Annotated in this window: 25 protein-coding genes; 12 read left to right on the top strand and 13 right to left on the bottom strand. The window is 57.8% G+C overall.

All coding sequences use genetic code 11. The features are described 5' to 3' along the window. Positions 1-7 precede the first annotated feature (7 nt). From rimO to tsaA, 6 genes are all read left to right on the top strand, one after another. Positions 8-1,345, top strand: coding sequence for a 30S ribosomal protein S12 methylthiotransferase RimO (rimO, locus tag NPS56_RS02570; protein WP_008052161.1), 1,338 nt, complete (start codon positions 8-10; stop codon positions 1,343-1,345). A gap of 111 nt (positions 1,346-1,456) precedes the next feature. After that, positions 1,457-1,930 carry an acetyltransferase gene (locus NPS56_RS02565; RefSeq protein ID WP_274073318.1) on the top strand — a complete coding sequence of 158 codons (474 nt, stop codon included), beginning with the start codon at positions 1,457-1,459 and terminating at the stop codon, positions 1,928-1,930. Between the two features lie 102 nt (positions 1,931-2,032). After that, the gene (locus tag NPS56_RS02560; RefSeq protein WP_274073317.1) at positions 2,033-2,743 is read left to right on the top strand and encodes an rRNA pseudouridine synthase; all 711 of its coding nucleotides are present in this window, start codon (positions 2,033-2,035) and stop codon (positions 2,741-2,743) included. Positions 2,744-2,818: 75 nt separating this feature from the next. After that, complete coding sequence (locus tag NPS56_RS02555; RefSeq protein WP_103394455.1) at positions 2,819-3,289, top strand: DUF1456 family protein; 471 nt, start codon at positions 2,819-2,821, stop codon at positions 3,287-3,289. 210 nt (positions 3,290-3,499) lie between these two features. Then, positions 3,500-4,270, top strand: coding sequence for an SDR family oxidoreductase (locus tag NPS56_RS02550; protein WP_274073316.1), 771 nt, complete (start codon positions 3,500-3,502; stop codon positions 4,268-4,270). A 168-nt stretch (positions 4,271-4,438) separates the two neighbouring features. Next, a complete protein-coding gene (gene tsaA, locus NPS56_RS02545; protein ID WP_274073315.1) occupies positions 4,439-5,137 on the top strand; it encodes a tRNA (N6-threonylcarbamoyladenosine(37)-N6)-methyltransferase TrmO in 699 nt (232 codons plus the stop codon). A gap of 128 nt (positions 5,138-5,265) precedes the next feature. Here tsaA and fpr read toward each other — a convergent pair whose 3' ends face one another. After that, a complete protein-coding gene (fpr, locus tag NPS56_RS02540; protein ID WP_008054100.1) occupies positions 5,266-6,045 on the bottom strand; it encodes a ferredoxin-NADP reductase in 780 nt (259 codons plus the stop codon). A gap of 139 nt (positions 6,046-6,184) precedes the next feature. On the opposite strand from fpr, the gene NPS56_RS02535 reads away from it, so the two are divergent. Next, positions 6,185-7,111, top strand: coding sequence for a LysR family transcriptional regulator (locus tag NPS56_RS02535; protein ID WP_274073314.1), 927 nt, complete (start codon positions 6,185-6,187; stop codon positions 7,109-7,111). On the opposite strand, the gene NPS56_RS02530 is transcribed toward NPS56_RS02535, so the two are convergent. The 3 genes from NPS56_RS02530 to NPS56_RS02520 all read right to left on the bottom strand — a co-directional run bounded on the left by NPS56_RS02530 (position 7,108) and on the right by NPS56_RS02520 (position 9,160). After that, positions 7,108-7,470, bottom strand: a complete 363-nt coding sequence (locus NPS56_RS02530; RefSeq protein ID WP_034149863.1) for a diacylglycerol kinase — start codon at positions 7,468-7,470, stop codon at positions 7,108-7,110. The two genes, NPS56_RS02535 and NPS56_RS02530, sit on opposite strands and share 4 nt — an antisense overlap. A gap of 76 nt (positions 7,471-7,546) precedes the next feature. Then, entirely contained in the window at positions 7,547-8,197 is a 651-nt protein-coding gene (gene erdR, locus NPS56_RS02525) for a response regulator transcription factor ErdR (protein WP_034149864.1), read from the bottom strand. A gap of 219 nt (positions 8,198-8,416) precedes the next feature. After that, the gene (locus tag NPS56_RS02520) at positions 8,417-9,160 is read right to left on the bottom strand and encodes a tRNA-uridine aminocarboxypropyltransferase (RefSeq protein ID WP_274073313.1); all 744 of its coding nucleotides are present in this window, start codon (positions 9,158-9,160) and stop codon (positions 8,417-8,419) included. A 183-nt stretch (positions 9,161-9,343) separates the two neighbouring features. Here NPS56_RS02520 and NPS56_RS02515 point away from each other — a divergent pair, with 183 nt between their 5' ends. Beyond that, positions 9,344-9,766 carry a PA3611 family quorum-sensing-regulated virulence factor gene (locus tag NPS56_RS02515; RefSeq protein ID WP_274073312.1) on the top strand — a complete coding sequence of 141 codons (423 nt, stop codon included), beginning with the start codon at positions 9,344-9,346 and terminating at the stop codon, positions 9,764-9,766. 1 nt (position 9,767) lies between these two features. Here the strand turns inward: NPS56_RS02515 and NPS56_RS02510 are convergent, their stop codons facing one another. Then, the gene (locus NPS56_RS02510) at positions 9,768-9,962 is read right to left on the bottom strand and encodes a hypothetical protein (protein ID WP_180203236.1); all 195 of its coding nucleotides are present in this window, start codon (positions 9,960-9,962) and stop codon (positions 9,768-9,770) included. A gap of 483 nt (positions 9,963-10,445) precedes the next feature. On the opposite strand from NPS56_RS02510, the gene NPS56_RS02505 reads away from it, so the two are divergent. Next, complete coding sequence (locus tag NPS56_RS02505; RefSeq protein ID WP_274073311.1) at positions 10,446-11,564, top strand: TIGR00730 family Rossman fold protein; 1,119 nt, start codon at positions 10,446-10,448, stop codon at positions 11,562-11,564. A gap of 43 nt (positions 11,565-11,607) precedes the next feature. Here the strand turns inward: NPS56_RS02505 and recX are convergent, their stop codons facing one another. The 4 genes from recX to NPS56_RS02485 all read right to left on the bottom strand — a co-directional run bounded on the left by recX (position 11,608) and on the right by NPS56_RS02485 (position 14,398). Continuing rightward, positions 11,608-12,075, bottom strand: coding sequence for a recombination regulator RecX (gene recX, locus NPS56_RS02500; protein ID WP_274073310.1), 468 nt, complete (start codon positions 12,073-12,075; stop codon positions 11,608-11,610). Positions 12,076-12,083: 8 nt separating this feature from the next. After that, positions 12,084-13,142 carry a recombinase RecA gene (gene recA, locus NPS56_RS02495; protein ID WP_008060630.1) on the bottom strand — a complete coding sequence of 353 codons (1,059 nt, stop codon included), beginning with the start codon at positions 13,140-13,142 and terminating at the stop codon, positions 12,084-12,086. 83 nt (positions 13,143-13,225) lie between these two features. Further along, a complete protein-coding gene (locus NPS56_RS02490) occupies positions 13,226-13,726 on the bottom strand; it encodes a CinA family protein (protein WP_274073309.1) in 501 nt (166 codons plus the stop codon). 105 nt (positions 13,727-13,831) lie between these two features. Next, on the bottom strand, positions 13,832-14,398 hold the full coding sequence (locus tag NPS56_RS02485) for a glycoside hydrolase family 19 protein (RefSeq protein WP_274073308.1): 567 nt from the start codon (positions 14,396-14,398) through the stop codon (positions 13,832-13,834). Between the two features lie 665 nt (positions 14,399-15,063). Between NPS56_RS02485 and NPS56_RS02480 the strand changes: the two genes are divergently transcribed. The 3 genes from NPS56_RS02480 to NPS56_RS02470 all read left to right on the top strand — a co-directional run bounded on the left by NPS56_RS02480 (position 15,064) and on the right by NPS56_RS02470 (position 16,533). Beyond that, the gene (locus NPS56_RS02480) at positions 15,064-15,516 is read left to right on the top strand and encodes a DUF6861 domain-containing protein (RefSeq protein WP_274073307.1); all 453 of its coding nucleotides are present in this window, start codon (positions 15,064-15,066) and stop codon (positions 15,514-15,516) included. Continuing rightward, positions 15,516-15,830 (top strand): DUF3630 family protein, encoded by a 315-nt coding sequence (locus NPS56_RS02475; protein ID WP_274073306.1) that lies wholly within the window; start codon positions 15,516-15,518, stop codon positions 15,828-15,830. Before NPS56_RS02480 ends, NPS56_RS02475 begins: the two co-directional genes overlap by 1 nt. 301 nt (positions 15,831-16,131) lie before the next feature. After that, entirely contained in the window at positions 16,132-16,533 is a 402-nt protein-coding gene (locus NPS56_RS02470; protein WP_274073305.1) for a GFA family protein, read from the top strand. A 225-nt stretch (positions 16,534-16,758) separates the two neighbouring features. Here the strand turns inward: NPS56_RS02470 and NPS56_RS02465 are convergent, their stop codons facing one another. The 4 genes from NPS56_RS02465 to NPS56_RS02450 all read right to left on the bottom strand — a co-directional run bounded on the left by NPS56_RS02465 (position 16,759) and on the right by NPS56_RS02450 (position 20,005). Next, positions 16,759-17,361, bottom strand: coding sequence for a transposase (locus NPS56_RS02465; RefSeq protein WP_274073304.1), 603 nt, complete (start codon positions 17,359-17,361; stop codon positions 16,759-16,761). 88 nt (positions 17,362-17,449) lie between these two features. After that, complete coding sequence (fos, locus tag NPS56_RS02460) at positions 17,450-17,860, bottom strand: fosfomycin resistance glutathione transferase (protein ID WP_077182601.1); 411 nt, start codon at positions 17,858-17,860, stop codon at positions 17,450-17,452. Between the two features lie 143 nt (positions 17,861-18,003). Continuing rightward, on the bottom strand, positions 18,004-18,402 hold the full coding sequence (locus tag NPS56_RS02455) for a DUF5329 domain-containing protein (protein ID WP_274073303.1): 399 nt from the start codon (positions 18,400-18,402) through the stop codon (positions 18,004-18,006). Positions 18,403-18,430: 28 nt separating this feature from the next. Beyond that, entirely contained in the window at positions 18,431-20,005 is a 1,575-nt protein-coding gene (locus tag NPS56_RS02450) for a phospholipase D family protein (RefSeq protein WP_274073302.1), read from the bottom strand. Positions 20,006-20,298: the final 293 nt, after the last annotated feature.

Genomic DNA, 20,298 nt, shown 5'->3' with positions numbered 1-20,298 from the left:
GTTAGACATGTCCACCACTCCTGCGCCGGCCAATCCAAAGGTTGGCTTCGTATCACTGGGTTGCCCGAAAGCACTGGTCGACTCCGAGCGCATCCTCACGCAGCTGCGCATGGAAGGCTATGACGTGGTGTCCACCTATCAGGACGCCGACGTCGTGGTGGTCAACACCTGCGGCTTCATCGATTCGGCCAAGGCCGAGTCCCTGGAAGTGATCGGCGAAGCCATCAAGGAAAACGGCAAGGTCATCGTGACCGGCTGCATGGGCGTCGAAGAAGGCAACATCCGCAACGTGCACCCGAGCGTGCTGGCTGTGACCGGCCCGCAGCAGTACGAGCAGGTGGTCAACGCCGTGCACGAAGTCGTGCCGCCGCGTCAGGACCACAACCCGCTGATCGACCTGGTGCCGCCGCAAGGCATCAAGCTGACCCCGCGCCACTACGCCTACCTGAAGATTTCCGAAGGCTGCAACCACAGCTGCAGCTTCTGCATCATCCCGTCGATGCGTGGCAAGCTGGTCAGCCGTCCGGTCGGTGACGTGCTCGACGAGGCCCAGCGCCTGGTCAAATCCGGCGTCAAGGAACTGCTGGTCATCTCCCAGGACACCAGCGCCTACGGCGTCGATGTGAAGTACCGCACCGGCTTCTGGAACGGCGCGCCGGTGAAAACCCGCATGACCGAACTCTGCGAAGCCCTCAGCACCCTCGGTGTCTGGGTGCGCCTGCACTACGTCTACCCGTACCCGCACGTCGACGAGCTGATCCCGTTGATGGCGGCCGGCAAGATCCTGCCGTACCTGGACATCCCGTTCCAGCACGCCAGCCCGAAAGTGCTCAAGTCGATGAAACGCCCGGCGTTCGAAGACAAGACCCTGGCGCGGATCAAGAACTGGCGCGAAATCTGCCCGGACCTGATCATCCGTTCGACCTTCATCGTCGGCTTCCCCGGCGAGACCGAAGAAGACTTCCAGTACCTGCTGAACTGGCTGACCGAAGCCCAGCTCGACCGCGTCGGCTGCTTCCAGTACTCGCCGGTAGAAGGCGCACCGGCCAATGACCTGGATCTGGAAGTGGTCCCCGACGACGTCAAGCAGGACCGTTGGGAGCGCTTCATGGCGCACCAGCAGGCCATCAGCTCGGCGCGCCTGCAAATGCGTATCGGCCGTGAAATCGAAGTGCTGGTCGATGAAGTCGACGAGCAAGGCGCGGTCGGCCGCTGCTTCTTCGATGCCCCGGAAATCGACGGCAACGTGTTCATCGACAACGGCAGCAACCTGAAGCCAGGCGACAAGGTCTGGTGCAAAGTGACCGATGCCGACGAATACGACCTGTGGGCTGAACAGATCTAAACGCAAAAAATACGGAAAGCCCTGCTCTCTTGAGAGATGCGGGGCTTTTTTACGGCTATCGTTTGGTGAGGAACGGATTCTCATCTCCAACAACCCAAGGGGCAGGCTGGCATGCGCCAACATTCGGTCATTCACACACCGAAACAAAGCGACTACGAAGAATTGACCAGGGTCTGGGAGGCCTCGGTCCGCGCCACCCACGACTTTCTGCCGGACAGCTATATCGAACTGTTGAAGAACCTGGTGCTGACCCGCTACCTCGACGCGGTGATGCTGATCTGCACCAAGGACTCGCAGCAACGAATTACCGGATTCGCCGGAGTCGCGGCGGGCAAGATCGAGATGCTTTTCATCGACCCGGCGCATCGGGGCCAGGGTCTGGGCAAACGGTTACTGCGTTATGCCCTGGAAAACCTCAACGCCGATCAACTGGACGTCAACGAACAGAACCCGCAAGCCTTGGGGTTTTACTTCAAGCAGGGCTTCGAGGTCATCGGTCGTTCGGAGGTCGATGGCATGGGGCAGCCTTATCCGTTGTTGCATATGCGTTTGCGGCAGGCTCAACAGCTGACGCGCAACGGCTGACACAACACAGCTCCTACAAAAAAACGCATGGTACAAATGGAATCGCGATTAACCGGCGCCACGCAGGTACAATGCCCACCCCTTTTTTGTTACGGCCCTGTCATGACTGACCCGATTCGACTCTCCAAACGCCTCATCGAACTCGTCGGCTGTTCCCGTCGGGAGGCTGAGCTGTTCATCGAGGGCGGCTGGGTCACCGTCGACGGCGAAGTCGTCGACGAGCCGCAGTTCAAGGTCGGCACCCAGAAAGTCGAGCTCGACAAGGACGCCAAGGCCACCGCGCCGGAGCCGGTGACCATCCTGCTCAACGTGCCCGCGGGCATGGACGCGGACAGCGCCATGGCGACCATCAGCGCCGAAACCCTGAGCGAAGAGCATCGCTACGGCAAGCGCCCGCTCAAGGGCCACTTCCAGCGCCTGACCGCCAGCACCGACCTGCAGGCCAATGCCAGCGGTTTGCTGGTGTTCACCCAGGACTGGAAGATCCTGCGCAAGCTCACCGCCGACTCCAGCAAGATCGAGCAGGAATATGTGGTGGAGGTTGAAGGCGAGATGGTTGCACACGGCCTCAACCGCCTGAACCACGGCCTGACCTACAAGGGCAAGGAACTGCCGCCGGTCAAGGCCAGCTGGCAGAACGAAAACCGCCTTCGCTTCGCCATGAAGAACCCGCAACCGGGCGTGATCGCCCTGTTCTGCCAGGCCGTCGGCCTGAAGGTCGTGGGCATCCGCCGCATCCGCATCGGCGGCGTGTCCATCGGCAAGGTGCCCCTGGGGCAATGGCGCTACCTGTCCGGCAAAGAGAAGTTCTAAGGCCTCTCACGCCGCCACACATTTTGGCGCCGCGGCTTGTGCGGCGCCCACTGCTGAATATCAGGATTGCACACCATGATTCATAACGACGTACTGCGCAGCGTGCGCTACATGCTCGACATCAGCGACAAGAAAGTCATCGAGATCATCAAGCTCGGCGGCATGGACGTGACCCTGGCCGACCTGCTGACCTACCTCGACAAGAAAGAGGAAGACGAGGAAGGCTTCGTACGTTGCCCGGACGAAGTCATGGCGCATTTCCTCGACGGCCTGGTGATCTTCAAGCGCGGCAAGGACGAAAGCCGTCCACCGCAGCCCATCGAAGTGCCGGTGACCAACAACATCATCCTGAAAAAGCTGCGCGTGGCCTTCGAACTGAAAGAAGACGACATGCACGCGATCCTCAAGGCCGCCGAGTTCCCTGTGTCCAAGCCTGAGCTGAGCGCGCTGTTCCGCAAGTTCGGCCACACCAACTACCGCCCGTGCGGCGACCAGTTGCTGCGCAACTTCCTCAAGGGCCTGACCCTGCGCGTGCGCCCGCAATAACCCCCAAGGCTGATTGCAACACCTTGTAGGAGCTGGCTTGCCAGCGAAAGCGGCTGATTGATCGCCGCAAGGCTCTCGGGCCTCTTCGCTGGCAAGCCAGCTCCTACAAGGGCCGACGCCGTATGACCCCTCATTCCGCGCAAAAATAATGGCTCCGCTGACCGCGACTGACGACTAGGGTGTAATGACCTTCAGCCCTCAGGATTCGCCATGCATCCCTACTTCTCCCTGCAAGGCCGCACCGCACTGGTGACCGGCGGCACCCGTGGCATCGGCAAAATGATCGCCAAGGCCTATGTCGAGGCTGGCGCTACCGTCTACGTTTGTGCCCGCGATGTCGAAGCCTGCCGGCAAACCGCCGATGAGCTCGGTGCGCTCGGACGCTGTCACGCGGTGGCCGCCAACCTGGCCACGGAAGAAGGCGTGCAGCAACTGGCCACGCGACTGGGAGAGCAGATGACCCACCTAGATATCCTGGTCAACAACGCCGGGACCACCTGGGGGGCACCCTTGGAGAGCTACCCGATCAAGGGCTGGGAAAAGGTCATGCAACTGAACGTGACGTCAGTATTCAACTGCATCCAGCAATTTCTGCCGCTGTTACGCAAGGCGGGTTCGCCTGCGAACCCGGCACGGATCATCAATATCGGTTCAGTCGCCGGGATTTCATCCTTTGGCGAACAGGCCTATGCCTACGGGCCGAGCAAAGCGGCCTTGCATCAACTGTCGCGGATCCTGGCGCGGGAACTGGTGAGCCAGCACATCAACGTCAATGTGATCGCACCGGGGCGCTTTCCGAGCAAAATGACCCAGCATATCGGCAATGATGAGCAGGCATTGGCGCAGGACACCGCGTTGATCCCGATGAAGCGCTGGGGCCGCGAGGAAGAGATGGCGGCTTTGGCCATCAGTCTTGCGAGTACGGCCGGGGCCTACATGACCGGCAACATCATTCCGCTGGATGGTGGGTTCAGCCTCTGAAATCGGCGTTACGGCCTTCGCGAGCAAGCCCGCTCCCACACTGATCTCCTGTGTACCCTATATCAAATGTGGGAGCGGGCTTGCTCGCGAAGGGGCCGGCACAGGCACAACTGAATGCTGGTCGAACGGGTTATCATGCGCGCCTTAATTCTGCCTAGACCCTAAACCATGACCTACAGCGTTTCCCCCATCGGCTTCGTGCACTCCTGCTTCAAGGAGAAGTTCGCCATTCCTCGCCAGCCGCAACTGGCCCCGGCCGCCCGTGGCGTACTGGAACTGGTGGCACCATTCGATAAAGGGGACGCGGTACAGGGCCTGGAGCAGGTCAGCCACGTGTGGCTGCTGTTCCTGTTCCACCAAGCCCTGGAGGAAAAGCCACGACTCAAAGTCCGCCCTCCGCGCCTGGGCGGCAACAAATCCATGGGGGTGTTCGCCACGCGCGCCACCCACCGGCCCAATGGCATTGGCCAGTCCGTGGTCAAGCTGGACAAGGTCGAAGCGGATCGCCTGTGGATATCCGGGATCGATCTGCTGGATGGCACACCGATCCTCGATATCAAACCCTACGTGCCATATGCAGACATCATCGACACAGCCAGCAACAGTATCGCCAGCGCTGCGCCGTCGCTTATCGCCGTGCAGTGGACGGACTCGGCCCTGCAACAGGCTCACGGGCATGCTCAGCGCCTTGCAGAGCCCCTGGTTGAGCTGATTGAGCAATGCCTGGCGCAAGATCCGCGTCCGGCGTACCAGGCGCCGGCGCCGGAACGGGAATATGGTGCGCAGTTCTGGGATGTGGATGTGCGCTGGCACTATCCGAGTCCGGAGCTGATCCGGGTCCTTGAAATCATTCCCGCAAAAGCCTGAACGCCGCAAACAACTGTGGGAGCGAGCCTGCTCGCGATTGCGGTGTGACAGCCAACATTAATGTCGACTGACACCCCCATCGCGAGCAGGCTCGCTCCCACAGGTAAAACAAAAGCGGTTGCTGGAGCTTATTTCTCTACGAATGCACGCTCGATCAGGTAATCACCCGGCTCGCGCATCCGCGGCGAAACCTTCAGGCCGAAGCTGTTCAACACTTCGCTGGTCTCGTCGAGCATGCTCGGGCTGCCGCACAGCATGGCGCGGTCATCCTGCGGGTTGATCGGTGGCAGGCCGATGTCGCTGAACAGCTTGCCGCTGCGCATCAGGTCGGTCAGGCGACCTTCGTTCTCGAACGGCTCGCGGGTCACGGTCGGGTAGTAGATCAACTTGTCACGCAGCGCGTCGCCGAAGAACTCGTTCTGCGGCAGGTGCTCGGTGATGAATTCGCGGTAGGCGACTTCATTGACGTAACGCACGCCGTGGCACAGGATCACTTTTTCGAAACGCTCGTAGGTTTCCGGGTCCTGGATGACGCTCATGAACGGCGCCAGACCGGTACCGGTGCTGAGCAGGTACAAATGTTTGCCAGGCTTCAAGTCATCCAGCACCAGCGTGCCGGTAGGCTTCTTGCTGATGATGATCTCGTCGCCTTCCTTCAGATGCTGCAGCTGGGAAGTCAGCGGACCATCAGGCACCTTGATGCTGAAGAACTCGAGATGCTCTTCCCAGTTCGGGCTGGCGATCGAGTAAGCGCGCATAAGCGGGCGGCCATTGGGTTGTTGCAGGCCGATCATCACGAACTGACCGTTCTCGAAGCGCAGGCCCGGATCACGGGTGCACTTGAAGCTGAACAGAGTGTCGTTCCAGTGATGAACACTGAGGACACGCTCGTGGTTCATGTTGCTCATGTACGGGGACTCCTGGAGATTGGGTCTGCGCTTGCTCTTTCAGGAAGAGACCGGCGGTGCGCAATTGCATCGCATTCTAATAGCGCCGACAATATCTGTTAACTGGATTATTAAGATAAGGGTTATCGGTTATATCGATATGCGATTTACTCTCCGTCAACTTCAAGTGTTCGTCGCCGTCGCCCAGCAGGAAAGCGTCTCCCGTGCTGCGGGCCTGCTCAACCTCTCGCAGTCGGCGGCGAGCACGTCGATCACCGAGCTGGAGCGCCAGTGCAGCTGCCAGCTGTTCGATCGCGCCGGCAAACGCCTGAGCCTCAACGCCCTGGGTAAACAGCTGCTGCCCCAGGCGGTCGCCCTGCTCGACCAGGCCAAGGAGATCGAGGACCTGCTCAATGGCAAGTCGGGTTTCGGCTCATTGGCGGTGGGCGCAACCCTGACCATTGGCAACTACCTTGCGACCCTGTTGATCGGCGGTTTCATGCAGCGCCATCCGGAAAGCCAGGTAAAGCTGCATGTGCAGAACACCGCCAACATTGTGCAACAGGTCGCCCACTACGAAATTGACCTGGGTCTGATCGAAGGCGATTGCAGCCACCCGGACATCGAAGTGCAAAGCTGGGTCGAAGATGAACTGGTGGTCTTTTGCGCGCCACAGCACCCGCTGGCCAAACGCGGCACCGCGACCATGGAGGAGCTGAGCCATGAAGCGTGGATCTTGCGTGAACAAGGTTCAGGTACGCGCCTGACCTTCGACCAGGCCATGCGCCATCACCGTAGCGCGCTGAACATCCGCCTGGAACTGGAACACACCGAAGCCATCAAACGCGCCGTGGAGTCCGGCCTGGGGATAGGCTGCATCTCGCGGCTGGCGCTGCGGGATGCGTTCCGTCGCGGCAGCCTGGTCGCGGTGGAGACCCCGGACCTGGACCTGGCGCGACAGTTCTATTTCATCTGGCACAAGCAGAAGTACCAGACCTCGGCGATGCGTGAGTTCCTCGACCTGTGCCGCGCGTTCACCGCCGGGGTGCAGCGCAGCGACGAGATCGTCCTGCCAGCGATCGCTTAAAGCAGGATCACCGCCCAGACCAGCGCAATCATGGTCAAGGCGACGAATTGCGCGGCACTGCCCATGTCCTTGGCGTTTTTCGACAACGGGTGCAATTCAAGGGAAATGCGGTCGATGGCCGCTTCCACAGCCGAATTGAGCAACTCGACGATCAGCGCCAGCAGGCAGACCGCAATCAGCAACGCCTGCTCGACACGACTCACGTTCAAGAAGAACGACAGCGGGATCAGGATTACGTTGAGCAACACCAGTTGCCGAAAAGCCGCTTCGCCGGTGAAGGCTGCGCGCAGGCCGTCCAGCGAGTAGCCGGAAGCATTGAGGATACGTTTCAGGCCGGTTTGGCCTTTGAAAGGTGACATAGAGTAGGAACTGACCAAAAAAAGGAGTGGGAAAGCTAGATTAACCAAAGTCAAAAAAGCGTGAAGGTGCCAGCGCTTAATGGCTTGAAATTGACTCAAGTTGTTGCAGCAGCAGCGCCGCCTGGGTGCGAGTGCGCACATTCAGCTTACGAAATATTGCGGTGACGTGGGCCTTGATGGTCGCTTCGGACACACTCAGTTCGTAGGCAATCTGCTTGTTCAGCAACCCTTCGCAGACCATGGTCAGCACCCGGAACTGTTGCGGCGTCAAGCTGGCAAGGCCTTCGCTGGCCGCCTTGGCTTCATCTGAAACGCTGACGGCTTCGAACGCCTGCGGTGGCCAGAACACATCGCCATCAAGCACCGCGCGCACTGCTTTCTGGATGACACTCAGGTCGCTGGACTTGGGGATGAAACCGCTTGCACCAAATTCCCGGGATTTCACCATGATCGTCGCTTCTTCCTGGGCCGAGACCATGACCACAGGAATTTGCGGATACTGGCCGCGCAACAGCACCAACCCGGAAAAACCGTACGCACCCGGCATGTTCAGATCCAGCAGCACCAAGTCCCAGTCAGCCTTTTCGGTCAGGCGGGTCTCCAGCTCGGCAATGCTCGCCACTTCCACCAGGCGCACATCCGGGCCCAGGCCCAGGGTCAGCGCTTGATGCAGGGCGGAACGAAAAAGCGGATGGTCATCGGCAATCAGGATTTCGTATGTGGCCATTTTTCAAATGATCCTGTTTTTCATGGGACGCCCGATGCATTCGGGCATCGCCAAAACAACTCGAGGTAACAGCCACGGAGCTGCACCAACAGGGCACGTTCAACGCAAAAAACGGCGTTTCAAACTCTGGCCGCACCCTAATCGGCGCCAAGCATGCCCAGCGAAACCGGGGTGGTCAAGCGACATGGCCGGCACACTTTATTGCAGCATCGGCGACAATCAGTCCATCAATACCACTGCTGGCTGAACATAGGCCATCAACTCGGTGTGCGCCGGGGTCGAAACATTCATTTCCAGCTGACGCTTGGCGTCAAGGTAATGCTGGCTGAACACATCGAAATAGGCATCGAGTGCCGATGCCGCCTCTCCATCGCCCGCCAGATCGAGACACAACGCCGCGACTTCCGCGGTGCACAGGTGTTCGCTGCGGGTGGAACGGCGCAATTGATAGCGCGAGAGCTTCTCGGGCAACAGGCTAAGGATCGGCAGCGCGTCGAAATAAGGGCTCTTGCGGAAAATCTTGCGGGCTTCGGTCCAGGTCGCGTCCAGCAAGATGAACAGCGGTCGCCGGGTGTCATCGACTGCCACGCTGTGAGTCACCCGCTCAGGCGCGACATATTCACCCGGGAACACCAGATAAGGCTGCCATTGCGGGTCGGACAGCAACGCCAGCAACTGTTGATCGACCTCGGTACGCGACCAGATGAAGGCATGGTTGTCACGCACCACATCGGCAATCAGCCAGCCGGTGTTGCTGGGTTTGAACACTTCCTTGCCGGTCATGATCAGGCACACTCCGGAGCGGGTCTCGACCTGCGGACGCCAGGCGCACAGGCAGTGACTCTCGATCACGCGGCACGCGCGGCAACGAGTCGCCCGCCAGCCACGGGCCTGGATCGGCTTGATGCCTTCCTCTTCGCGCTGGTCGCGCAGACGGGCTACGGCGTTGGGGGCATGGTTCATCGCAGGCCACGGCAGAAAAAAGAGATCGACACGAAAAGCACTCGCAGGGTGAAAGTGCAGGCAGTTTACCAGACCCACCAGAGCAAACCTGTACCGTCCAGGCCCGCTCCCCTATAATTCGCCGCCACTGAACGCACAGTCATGTGATGGGTCAAACCCCCATCACTGCCCCAGGAGAGTTTCATGCTGCGCCTTATCGTTCCCACCGCTGCCATTCTGCTGGCGTCGTCCTTCAACGCTCAGGCTGCGTCCTTGAGTGAGCAGAATCTGAACAGAGAGCTGCGCAACGTCGCCACGCAAAGCAGCGTCGGCACTCCACGGGCGATCAATGAAGACATTCTCGATCAGGGCTACACGGTCGAGGGCAATACGCTGATCAACCACCTGAGCGTGCAAAGCAGTCACGCCAACAAAATGCGCGCCGACCCCAAGGCCGTGTACTTCCAGCTTGGCGCCTCGGTCTGCAACAACCCGTCCTTCCGCAAGCTGATGGCCAAGGGCGCGGTCATGCGTTATGACTTCACCGAGGTCAAGACCAACCGTGCGGTGGGCTCTGCCAGCTACCAGGAATCGGATTGCCCGAAAGCGACCCAGAAGAAAAAGTAAGTCAGTGGGATTTTGCGCGCCGCTGTTCATCCTCGGCGCGCAGTTCCGCCACCAGCGCCTGCAAATAGCGTGAACGCCGCTCCGCGCCCATAAGACGCCGGCAGCACTCCTCCTCGAGACTCAAATGATTGATCTCGGCTGATGACTTCAGCAATCGATACAGTTGCGTATCGATCTCCAGAATGACCCTGGCCATGGCTTACCGGCTCCCTGCGCTTCGCTCGTAATGAGCGAAAAATCCTTTAACCGCTTGTACCTTGCGCCCTGCCCTTGACGCCAAGTTGTCGTGTAGTACCTGTAACTTAGTAAATCAGAGCACAGCATACTCGGGGCGGGTTCAGACGAGCGGTGAAACCACCTCGCAAATCGTCAATAAACGGTTGCCAGGAAAGACTTTGCGGCGCAATGATCAAGGCAGCACGAATCATCGCAAGGGTCTAGATTTCAGGTATCCACGTTCATTTGTCAGGGCATGAAAAGGTGCCGCCCGTTACACCTTGCGCTGTGCGAACGTTTCTTTCATCCAAGGGAAAAACAGAGCCGGTATGGATGACTCGATCACCGGTCGGGTCAAGTGGATCGCCCAGGCATGGGCCTGGGCAGACAGCGCCACATGAAGTGGCGTGGCATCGACGCTGAAGGGTCGACGCCGATGGCTCTGTGCAGAAGGAGAAGTTGAATGCCTTACCAACCGAATGACCTCCTGAGCCGTCATTTTCAAGAAAGCGGCCACGACCTCATCAGCAAGGTCGAAGAACAGCTCAACCTGGTTTCACCCAATAGCCCGAACATCCCGATCTACCGCGACATGATCCTGACTGTGCTGCGCATGGCCCAGGAAGACCACAACCGCTGGAATGCCAAGATAACCCTGCAGGCCCTGCGCGAACTCGAGCACGCGTTCCGGGTACTGGAGCAGTTCAAGGGGCGACGCAAGGTCACTGTTTTCGGCTCAGCACGCACGCCAGTGGAACACCCCTTGTATGGCCTCGCCCGGGAACTCGGTGCCGCCCTGGCGCGCTCGGACATGATGGTCATCACGGGTGCGGGAGGCGGCATCATGGCCGCGGCCCACGAAGGGGCTGGCCTTGAGCACAGCCTGGGATTCAACATCACCCTGCCCTTCGAGCAACATGCCAACCCCACCGTCCAGGGCACGACCAACCTGCTGCCCTTCCATTTTTTCTTCACGCGCAAGCTGTTCTTCGTCAAGGAAGCGGATGCCCTGGTGTTGTGCCCGGGTGGTTTCGGCACCCTGGACGAAGCGCTGGAAGTCCTGACGCTGATCCAGACAGGTAAAAGCCCATTGGTGCCCGTGGTACTGCTGGACGCGCCGGGCGGCAAATTCTGGCAGGGCGCGCTGGACTTCATCCGCCAGCAACTGGAGGAAAACCACTACATCCTGCCCGCCGACATGAAGCTGGTGAAGCTGGTCTACAGTGCCGAAGAAGCGGTGGAGCAGATCAACCAGTTCTACAGCAATTACCACTCCAGCCGCTGGCTCAAGCATCAGTTCGTGATTCGCATGAACCACAAGCTCAGTGACCAGGCACTCGAACACATGCAGGAGGCATTCGCCGACCTGTGCCTGAGCGATCAATTCCATCAACATGCCTACAACGGCGAAGAGCACGATGAAGCACAGTTCAGTCACCTGGCGCGACTGGCCTTCACCTTCACCGCCCGTAATCAAGGCCGACTGCGCGAGCTGGTGGATTACATCAACCTGGCGGAAAACTGGGCACAAAACCAACCAACAGTGCAGCCGCGTACGCGAGAGCCAGTAAAGGTCATGTGAGGCAAAAAAAACGGCCCGCTATCGAAATAGCGGGCCGTTTCAGTCAATCATCCATCCCTCGGCCGCTGAACAAGCGGCTGATCATTTCCATGGAATATCCCCGATACGCCAGGAACCTGCCTTGCTTGGCACGCTCCCGAGCGTCTATAGGCAAGTGCCCGGAGAATTTGCGCCGCCAGGTGTCCTGCAGCTGCTCCTGCCAGTCGATGCCGCTCTCGCGCAAGGCGAGTTCGATGTCGCTGCGTTGCAGGCCGCGCTGCCCCAACTCTTCACGAATGCGCAAAGGGCCATAGCCGGAACGGGCACGGTAGGAAACAAAGCTTTCAAGGTAGCGGGCTTCGGACAACAAGCCCTCTTCCGTCAACCGGTCGAGTGCTGTTTCGATCATTTCGGGGAGAGCGCCGCGCTGACGCAGTTTACGCGTCAGCTCGACTCGACCGTGCTCGCGTCGCGCGAGCAGGTCCATTGCGGTTCGCCGCACCGCGACGAGGGTATCGAGTACGGCGGTCATCGGATCAATCAGATATCAGCGTCAGCCAGATCGTCTTCGGTCTCTTTTACCGCAGAAGCCTTGGCGTCCGCTACCGAAGCCGGCGACAGCAGCTTGTCACGCAGTTGTTTCTCGAGCGTTGCGGCAATATCCGGGTTATCCGCCAGGTACTTGGCCGAGTTGGCTTTACCCTGGCCGATCTTGGTGCCGTTATAGGCATACCAGGCACCGGACTTTTCAACGAAACCGTGCAGCACACCCAGGTCGATCATCTCGCCATTGAGGTAGATGCCCTTGCCGTAAAGAATTTGGAACTCGGCCTGACGGAACGGCGAAGCCACCTTGTTCTTTACAACCTTGACGCGGGTCTCGCTACCGACGACTTCATCACCTTCTTTCACCGCACCCGTGCGACGGATATCCAGACGAACCGAGGCGTAGAACTTCAGCGCGTTACCACCGGTAGTGGTTTCCGGGCTGCCGAACATCACGCCGATCTTCATGCGGATCTGGTTGATGAAGATCACCAGGCAGTTGGCGTTCTTGATGTTACCGGTGATTTTACGCAGCGCCTGGGACATCAGGCGGGCTTGCAGGCCCACGTGCATGTCACCCATTTCGCCTTCGATTTCAGCTTTTGGCACCAGCGCTGCCACGGAGTCGACGATGATCACGTCAACCGCGTTGGAACGCACCAGCATGTCGGTGATTTCCAGGGCTTGCTCACCGGTGTCTGGCTGGGAAACCAGCAGGTCGTCGACGTTGACGCCCAGCTTGCCGGCGTACTCAGGGTCGAGGGCGTGCTCGGCATCGACGAAGGCGCAGGTCGCGCCGGCTTTCTGGGCCTGGGCGATCACGGACAAGGTCAGTGTGGTTTTACCGGAAGATTCAGGACCGTAGATTTCAACAATGCGGCCTTTTGGCAGACCGCCAATGCCCAAAGCGATGTCCAGACCCAGAGAGCCAGTGGAGATGGCCGGGATCGCCTGACGGTCCTGATCGCCCATACGCATTACGGCACCCTTGCCGAATTGACGTTCGATCTGACCCAGGGCCGCAGCCAAGGCTTTCTTCTTGTTGTCGTCCATTAAAGTCCTCACGTAATCAATAAGGCCTGACGGCCAACACCTGTATAAGTAGACAGTATTATTCCACAGCGTTTGCGGATCGCCTACCCCTGATTTGAGATTTCTCCCGCGGCATGGCGCAGCAGCCCCTCTAGCGCGGCCTTCACCGTTTGTCGGCGGACCTCGTCGCGGTTACCGGCGAAGTGCTGTACCTCGCTGAACACCTGGTCGTCGACGCCCCACGCCAGCCAAACGGTGCCCACCGGCTTGCTGGGAGAACCGCCGTCCGGCCCTGCCACCCCGCTGACCGCCACGGCAAAACGCGCACTGCTTTTTTTCTGTGCGCCACGGACCATGGCCTCGACCACCTCCCGACTGACCGCTCCCACCGTTGAAAACAGCTCGGTCGGGACATTCAGCTGAAGCGTCTTCTGGCGGTTGGAATAGGTGACATAACCGGCCTCGAACCACGCCGAGCTACCCGGTATCCGGGTAATCGCCTCGCTGATACCGCCGCCCGTACAGGACTCGGCGGCGGTGACGTGGGCATTGAGAACCTGCAGACGCCTGCCAAGTTCAGCGGCCAGCTGAGTGATTTCTTTCACGGTCAACTCCTGATCGGACGGAATGAGGCTAACGTACACGAGCGAGTAGCGCTTGCAAGTGACGGACTATCTAGATGTGCGCGGGCAAGCGCTCTGACACAGGCCTCACGGGCTTGCAGGCGGGCATAACACGGCCTTTGCCCGGTCCCACAGCAGCAAACGATCCTGCAACCCGTTCAAGCCACCATTGATACGTCGGGTAATACGGTTGAACTCATCGCCGTCGGCCAGTTCATTGAGGCCGTTTCGCTCCCAGAACCAGGCCGCGGATTCGGCGGCCCACTGTGGCAGTTCCAACAGTTCGGGTTGTTGCAACAAGCGCTCATCAGCAAACAGCGCCCGACTGCACTGCAGATAATTACTGCGGCCGGTGACCTGGATCAGGCCACGACCCCGATAGCGTTGTCCGTCGCCGTCGGGCTCAGGAGAATTGCCCAGGCGCTCGGCCAAGTCCCCGGTATCGTATTTCTCGAAATACTTCTCGTTGCCCAACTCTCGCACATGCTGCAACTGCCCGGACTCGTGGCCGATTTGCGCCAGGAAGGCGGCGATGCGCCCGGGGGTACTGATATTACGGCGCGCCATGGCGTTATTGAGGACCAGGATGAACGCCCCTGCTTGAGTGCGGGCGCCTGGAAAAATCATGAGTAACTGTTGCTCGGTGAGGTGCATCGCTCGCTCCTTGATTGATGCATGAAATTCGCAAGGTGGGGCTGGGAGCGCCACACCCTGAGCACAAGATTACAGGCCTGCCCCACATAAGCCTCGCCGGCAATTGTTGCGCCGTGTTGTGCCGTGCGATCTTTGCATCTGGCGAGAACGCTACTCGTATTTGACTGCGAAACGAGCGCTCCCTTCAGAAAGCACGATTATCTCAATCGAAATGGCTGGCGCCGGTGGCCTTTAGGAACTCGCGCTGATTAAGCCCATATTTACGGAATTGGGGGCGACTCACTTAGACAGGCCTATATAATTCATGGCTCCACATTCTCAACGGTCGCTATGGGTTGGTAACTGCCCTTTGCAACAGGCAACAATCGGCCAATAGCGGTCATCGAAAACCATCAAAAGCTTCATCAGCGAGTAATCGGGCCATTGAGCAGCCAAGCTGAGGTGTCCAGGAAATCAGGGTCATTTTTGTCCCGGCCTCAGTCGGTTTCATATTGGTCGACATGCATGCACCTCTCCAACTTGCGCCGCCGAACACAAAAGTTATGCGCAGTCCTGGCGCAAGAGTGAAAACGATTCTTGATAAGCGTGCCCAAGCCTTGAGTGATTGGGCTTAAATGCCTTAGGCTGCCATTCAGTCATACCTATACCTTTGGGAATGTACAAAAATGGATCTTTTAGCCAATGTCCCAAATTGGGATGAGATTGAGCGAAACCTCGATTACAAGTTTGGCGAACTTAATCAAAGTATCAGTCAGGGCTGGCAAAACGCTCAGGATGGGTGGGACGGCTTCACTCGACGCGTTAACACCCAATTTGACCGTACCTATGGTCAACTGGGTGGAGATAGGATTAACGCTGTTCGAGAGGCGCTATACCGGGCAGACCCCATCATCTTGATGAATCTTAAGCAACGCTGGGCATCCATCGAAATCGATCAAGTTCTTGACGTGCTGCGACAGTTGGTCAAAGAAGTCTCGATGATATTAGGCGGCAGCATCGCTATAGGTTCAATCATTGGCGGTGCTGTTGGCGCAGCAGCATTTGGGGCCAGCAAAGGAAAATCTTTCGAACAAATCATCGAAAGCGCAACCATAGCTGGTGGTGGAAATATATTCTGATGAAAAACAAAATAATGCCAAGTGAACTGACTATTGAAAAAATGCACTCCGGCCGATCGTGTCTGAACCTGACATCGAGTGTCAATTGGGAGTGTTTTCCTGATTATGCAGAGTTTATTCTTGGACTACTTGGGGGGTCGATCATCAGCAAGTCTGACGGAGCTGATGTGCGTATTTGGGAGGTGCTAATAGACAACGAGTACTTCTTCCTCGCATTTGACGATTTCCCAGTAATGATTACGCTAGAATCGAAGAGTCTGCAGGGAGACGATTATATACCGGCCTTCAAGGCCTTACTCGTTGAGAAGTCCTAACCTTGAAACCAATCCAAACGGACTGAGTACGGATAAATAATTGACACGCACAAAACAAAGGATGAGCCGTCTGGCAGGAATGATGATGAACTACACCATTCCCCCTCCCACCCAGGCAAACAGGAAAAATGCGGACGTTGTAAGAATGCCTGCTTATGGCCGGTTTCTGTCTGTCCCCACCGGCCGCTTAGGGTCGATCTCTGCCCTTCCTGCAAGGTAAGAATCGGCCCGGAAGCGGACGTTCGACTGATCAGATCAAGGTGGCTAAGCTGGCGCCTTTTCCAACGACAGGGACGAACGCATGACAGAGGTCTACCAGGGAAGCTGTCTTTGCACAGCAATCAGTTATCAGCTACTGACTACGCCCAAGGCAGTGAGTCATTGTCACTGTAGTCAATGCCGTAAAGGTCACGGTGCAGCATTCGCTTCGTATGGTAGCGTGCCCCGTAGCGCGTTACGGATACTCAACGGCGCTGGGCAAATCACTAGGTATTCTTCTTCAGAATCGGTGCTGCGCGAGTTCTGCGCGCAGTGTGGTTCAACTTTGTTCTGGTCACGCTCACAAGGTGAATTTTCCGATTGGGTTTCGATAGCACTGGGCACACTCGACACCCCCTTCACGCCTCAGAAGCAAAAACACGTTTATGTCGCCTCCAGAGTTCACTGGTATACGCCACCCAGCTCATCGCCTCAGATCGATTGACCGCAATCGGCCGATTCTGTTGAAAAAGTCGGATTTTCAGCTCGCCTGAGCTCAGGCACGACCGCCACCGGAGAACCTACTCGCCACATTGAGTGGTTTTTCGGCCCTTCGTTGACCTTTGCGGCTCTATTATTGGGTTAGTTTGAGGTTTTTTGCTTGGTGCAAGCGCACCTATCCCGTAACTGGCGGACCTTGAGATGTAAGTTTGGCCAGCCGTCGCAGGTTCTACACCGCAGCGGCCAGCGTGAACTCATCGGTCGCGCCGCTCATGCCACGTAGTCGCAAGCGATCCAATCTCAGGATGCGCTTGAGGTGGGCAAACAACATTTCGACCTTCTTACGTTCGTGGCGAGAGCGCACGTACTCCGGCGTCGCCGCGATGCGTCGAGCCACATCACGAGCGGCTTCATGGACGCTGCGGACGATCTTGCGAATCGAAGTGTTCGGGCAGCACTTGGCTTTCATCGGACAGGCTACGCAGTCGGTCTGCCTGGAGCGGAAGATGATGGTGTTGGCTTTTGTGACGTGCGAACGCTCGTTCTTGAAGGCTCGCCATTCGCGATACGCCAGGTTCAAATGGGCCTCTTCGCACAACCGCCGTTCGGAGCGGATGCCATAGCAGTAGCCCACGATCAGCATGCGAATCATCAGTTCAGGATCAATCGACGGACGCCCAATCGGGCTATAGAAATCGGCGAGGTAATGGCGCAGGTCGCTCAGATCGAGACACCGATCAATGCTGCGTAGAAGGTGATTGGCTGGAATGTGATCTTCAAGGTTGAACGAGTAAAACAGCCGCTCCTGCCCACTCGATAACTGTCCCATCATGCTGCGTGCTTCCCTGCTGGCCAATGTAGAGATTTTGCCGCAGGCCAGATAGCAGAGCTACTTTTTCAATAAAATCAGACGAAAACGGTCAGTCAAAAAACTCCATACCTGCATACGGATGGCGCCGACATTGCTCAAGCCTTGAAGCGAGGCTGCCTACATGCACTTCCAGACGATGCCCATCGGGATCCGAAAAATAAAACGAGTTACCTTCGCTCGAATTGGATTTCCACTCAATAACGTTACGAAGCCGCAAGTAAGCGGTGACTTCTTCAAAATCATCCTGCCCCACCGAAAATGCATAGTGGGTGTAATCAGGCTGTTTTTCCGCCACACGGCTCTCATCGAGAGACAGACAAAGCCAGAGATCACCGAGGGAAAGATAAGCCCCCGTCTCCCAGCGGGCAGCCAATCTAAACCCGGGTAGAGCCACATAAAACTCAATGCTGCGAGAGAGGTTCACAACCGCCAATGTAAAATGATTCAAGCCAGTCAACATGAGCATCTATCCAGAATCAGTCCACGAGAACGGTTGAGGATATCAACATCGACTTTTTCAACACAATCGGCCAGGAGCGGATGTTCGAGTTTATGTCCACCCGGGGCATCGCGTTAGTAACTGTTATTGGACTTGAGACAAAATCAATGAAGTTGCCGTTGCCTTTGAAGTTCCCTCTTCAACCAGGTGCTTGCTGGTTCCACGCCTCCTGAACATCGCACCTCATAGGCGCGGCCACTCATACTGCTTTTAGTGGCAGCAAGATCGATGAAATCTTCTGCGCTGTTCACCATGTTCCTGCCTTCGAGATAATTCAGCTTCTGCTCCAGATGCGCCCGAGCGCGGGGTCCTGAGTATTCGCTTCCGTTGCGCACAAACTTGCACTCACTGTGTGAGACAAAGTCCAGCAAGCCGTTTATCTCTTGAGTGGCTTGAGGTGTAGCTGGAACCTGCCCATTGGTGACAGTTGCGATGACGCTGATACCCGCCGCCATCATCAGGTGGCTGATAAGCCGCACTGTCCTCCCCGACCACATCCGCATGATTCATCCTGGTCTTGAAAGTGATTAGCTACAACATTTTCTCCAGCCCGATCGTGCTGCTGAGCCACGAATTGAAGCGTCGCCACCAACTCCCCGGTTCCCTGGTCAACGTATGCTGTTTGCCGTCATCCTCGGTGACCCAGACCAGCTGATTCTTTTCCAACAGGACATGATAACTGAGCGTGGGGGCCATACCCTCCAGGGCCAGTTCGCGCACCCGCCCGGCGAGTTGCTGATTATCCACCAACACCCCGACCTCGGTGTTCCACAATAATGAGCGAGAGTCGAAATTGAACGAGCCAATGAACGCTTTCTGCTGGTCGAAAACCATCGCCTTGGTATGCAGGCTGGAGTCGGAACTGTTGGAGGATCCGCTGTGAAACAGGCGCGGTCCACTGTCGCTGTCGCCATTGTCGCCGGACTGGCGGCGTAATTCGAACAACTGCACACCATGCTCCAGCAAGGTTTGGCGATAAGGGGCGTAACCACCGTGCGCGGCGGGCACATCGGTGGCTTCCAGGGAGTTGGTCAGCAAGTTGATCGACACGCCGGCGTCGGCACGACCGGTTAAGAACACTACCCCCGGTCGACCGGGCACCATGTAGGCCGAAACCATGATCAGCTCCTGGGTGACCCCGTCAAGCTCGGGTGCCAACTGGGTGGTCAACAGCAAGTGCGGAGCGGGCTCGCCTTCCGACAAGACCTTGCTCGGTGCATCCCACAGCGCTTTATTCCAGGCCCAGATCAACTCCCGGCGCCAGGCATCCAGGCGTGGGTGAGTGGTGTAGCTCATCAATTGCTGGTAGAGCGCATGATTCTGCTTGCGCGTTTCCTCCAGGGATTCGTCCAGTCGGGTCCGGAGATTTATCAGGTCCCTGGTCGTCGGCTGGGTCGAGAGAAACTGCTCGATCGGCTTGCTCAAGGCACTGTTCCAGTACTGGTCAAAACCATGTCCCAACTGTTCTGCAACCGGGCCGACACTGAGCATGTCGATGTCGGTGAAATTCTTGTTGGGCTCGGCATCGAAATACTCGTCCCCCAGATTGCGCCCTCCGACGATGGCCACGCTGTTGTCCGCCAGCCACAATTTGTTGTGCATGCGTCTGTGTTGCTGCGACAGGTTGAACAACCGGCCCATCGTACGCGTCACGACGGTGCTGCGACCCAGGTGCAGCGGATTGAACACGCGGATCTGAATCTGCGGATGTGCAGCCAGCGTCGCGATAATTCGCTCCAGGTCATCGCTGGTGGTGTCATCGAGCAGAATCCTCACGCGGACTCCGCGGTCGGCGGCGTCGAGCAGCTCGCTAACCAGTATCCGCGTACTGATGCCGTCGTGGACGATGTAGTACTGCAAGTCGAGGCTGCTTTGGGCGCTGCGAATCAGCTCGGCGCGGGCGGTGAAAGCCTCGGCACTGTCCGATAGCAGGCGAAAGCCCGATTGGCCTTGATGGGGAGCTACCTGGGCCTGGATGGAACGACCGAACGCCGAATCGCTCGCTGGCAAGGCCTGACTGGGTTGGTGAGGGACATTGGGTGTCGTGCAACCACCAGACAGCAAGGTGAGCAACAGGAGAGCAAGCCGGGGCTGTTCGATTCTCACGGAGCGTACTCCGAGTGGTGGCGATCAGGGATGCCGAATCCCGAAGAATAGCCAGTTGCTTCCCATCAGCTTTCTGGTCGTATTGACCTTGTGCACTGTTTCTTCGATCTGCGGGGTTGTTTTTGGAGCGTAGTTGATCCGCCTGCAATTACGGAATTTGCCCAAGACGAAAAACATATTGCCGACAGCAATCGTCAAGAAAAAAAACAACTGCCAAAGGTGATGAAAATGACATCGCGATTCATTTTCGAATCCTCCCTTTAGACGCATCCCTTCCGACTTGGCGGTTGATC

The organism is Pseudomonas putida, from assembly GCF_028682635.1.
Lineage (GTDB): Bacteria > Pseudomonadota > Gammaproteobacteria > Pseudomonadales > Pseudomonadaceae > Aquipseudomonas > Aquipseudomonas putida_AE.
Note: the sequence above shows the minus strand (reverse complement) of the source record. Positions and strands in the feature narration are given on the sequence as shown.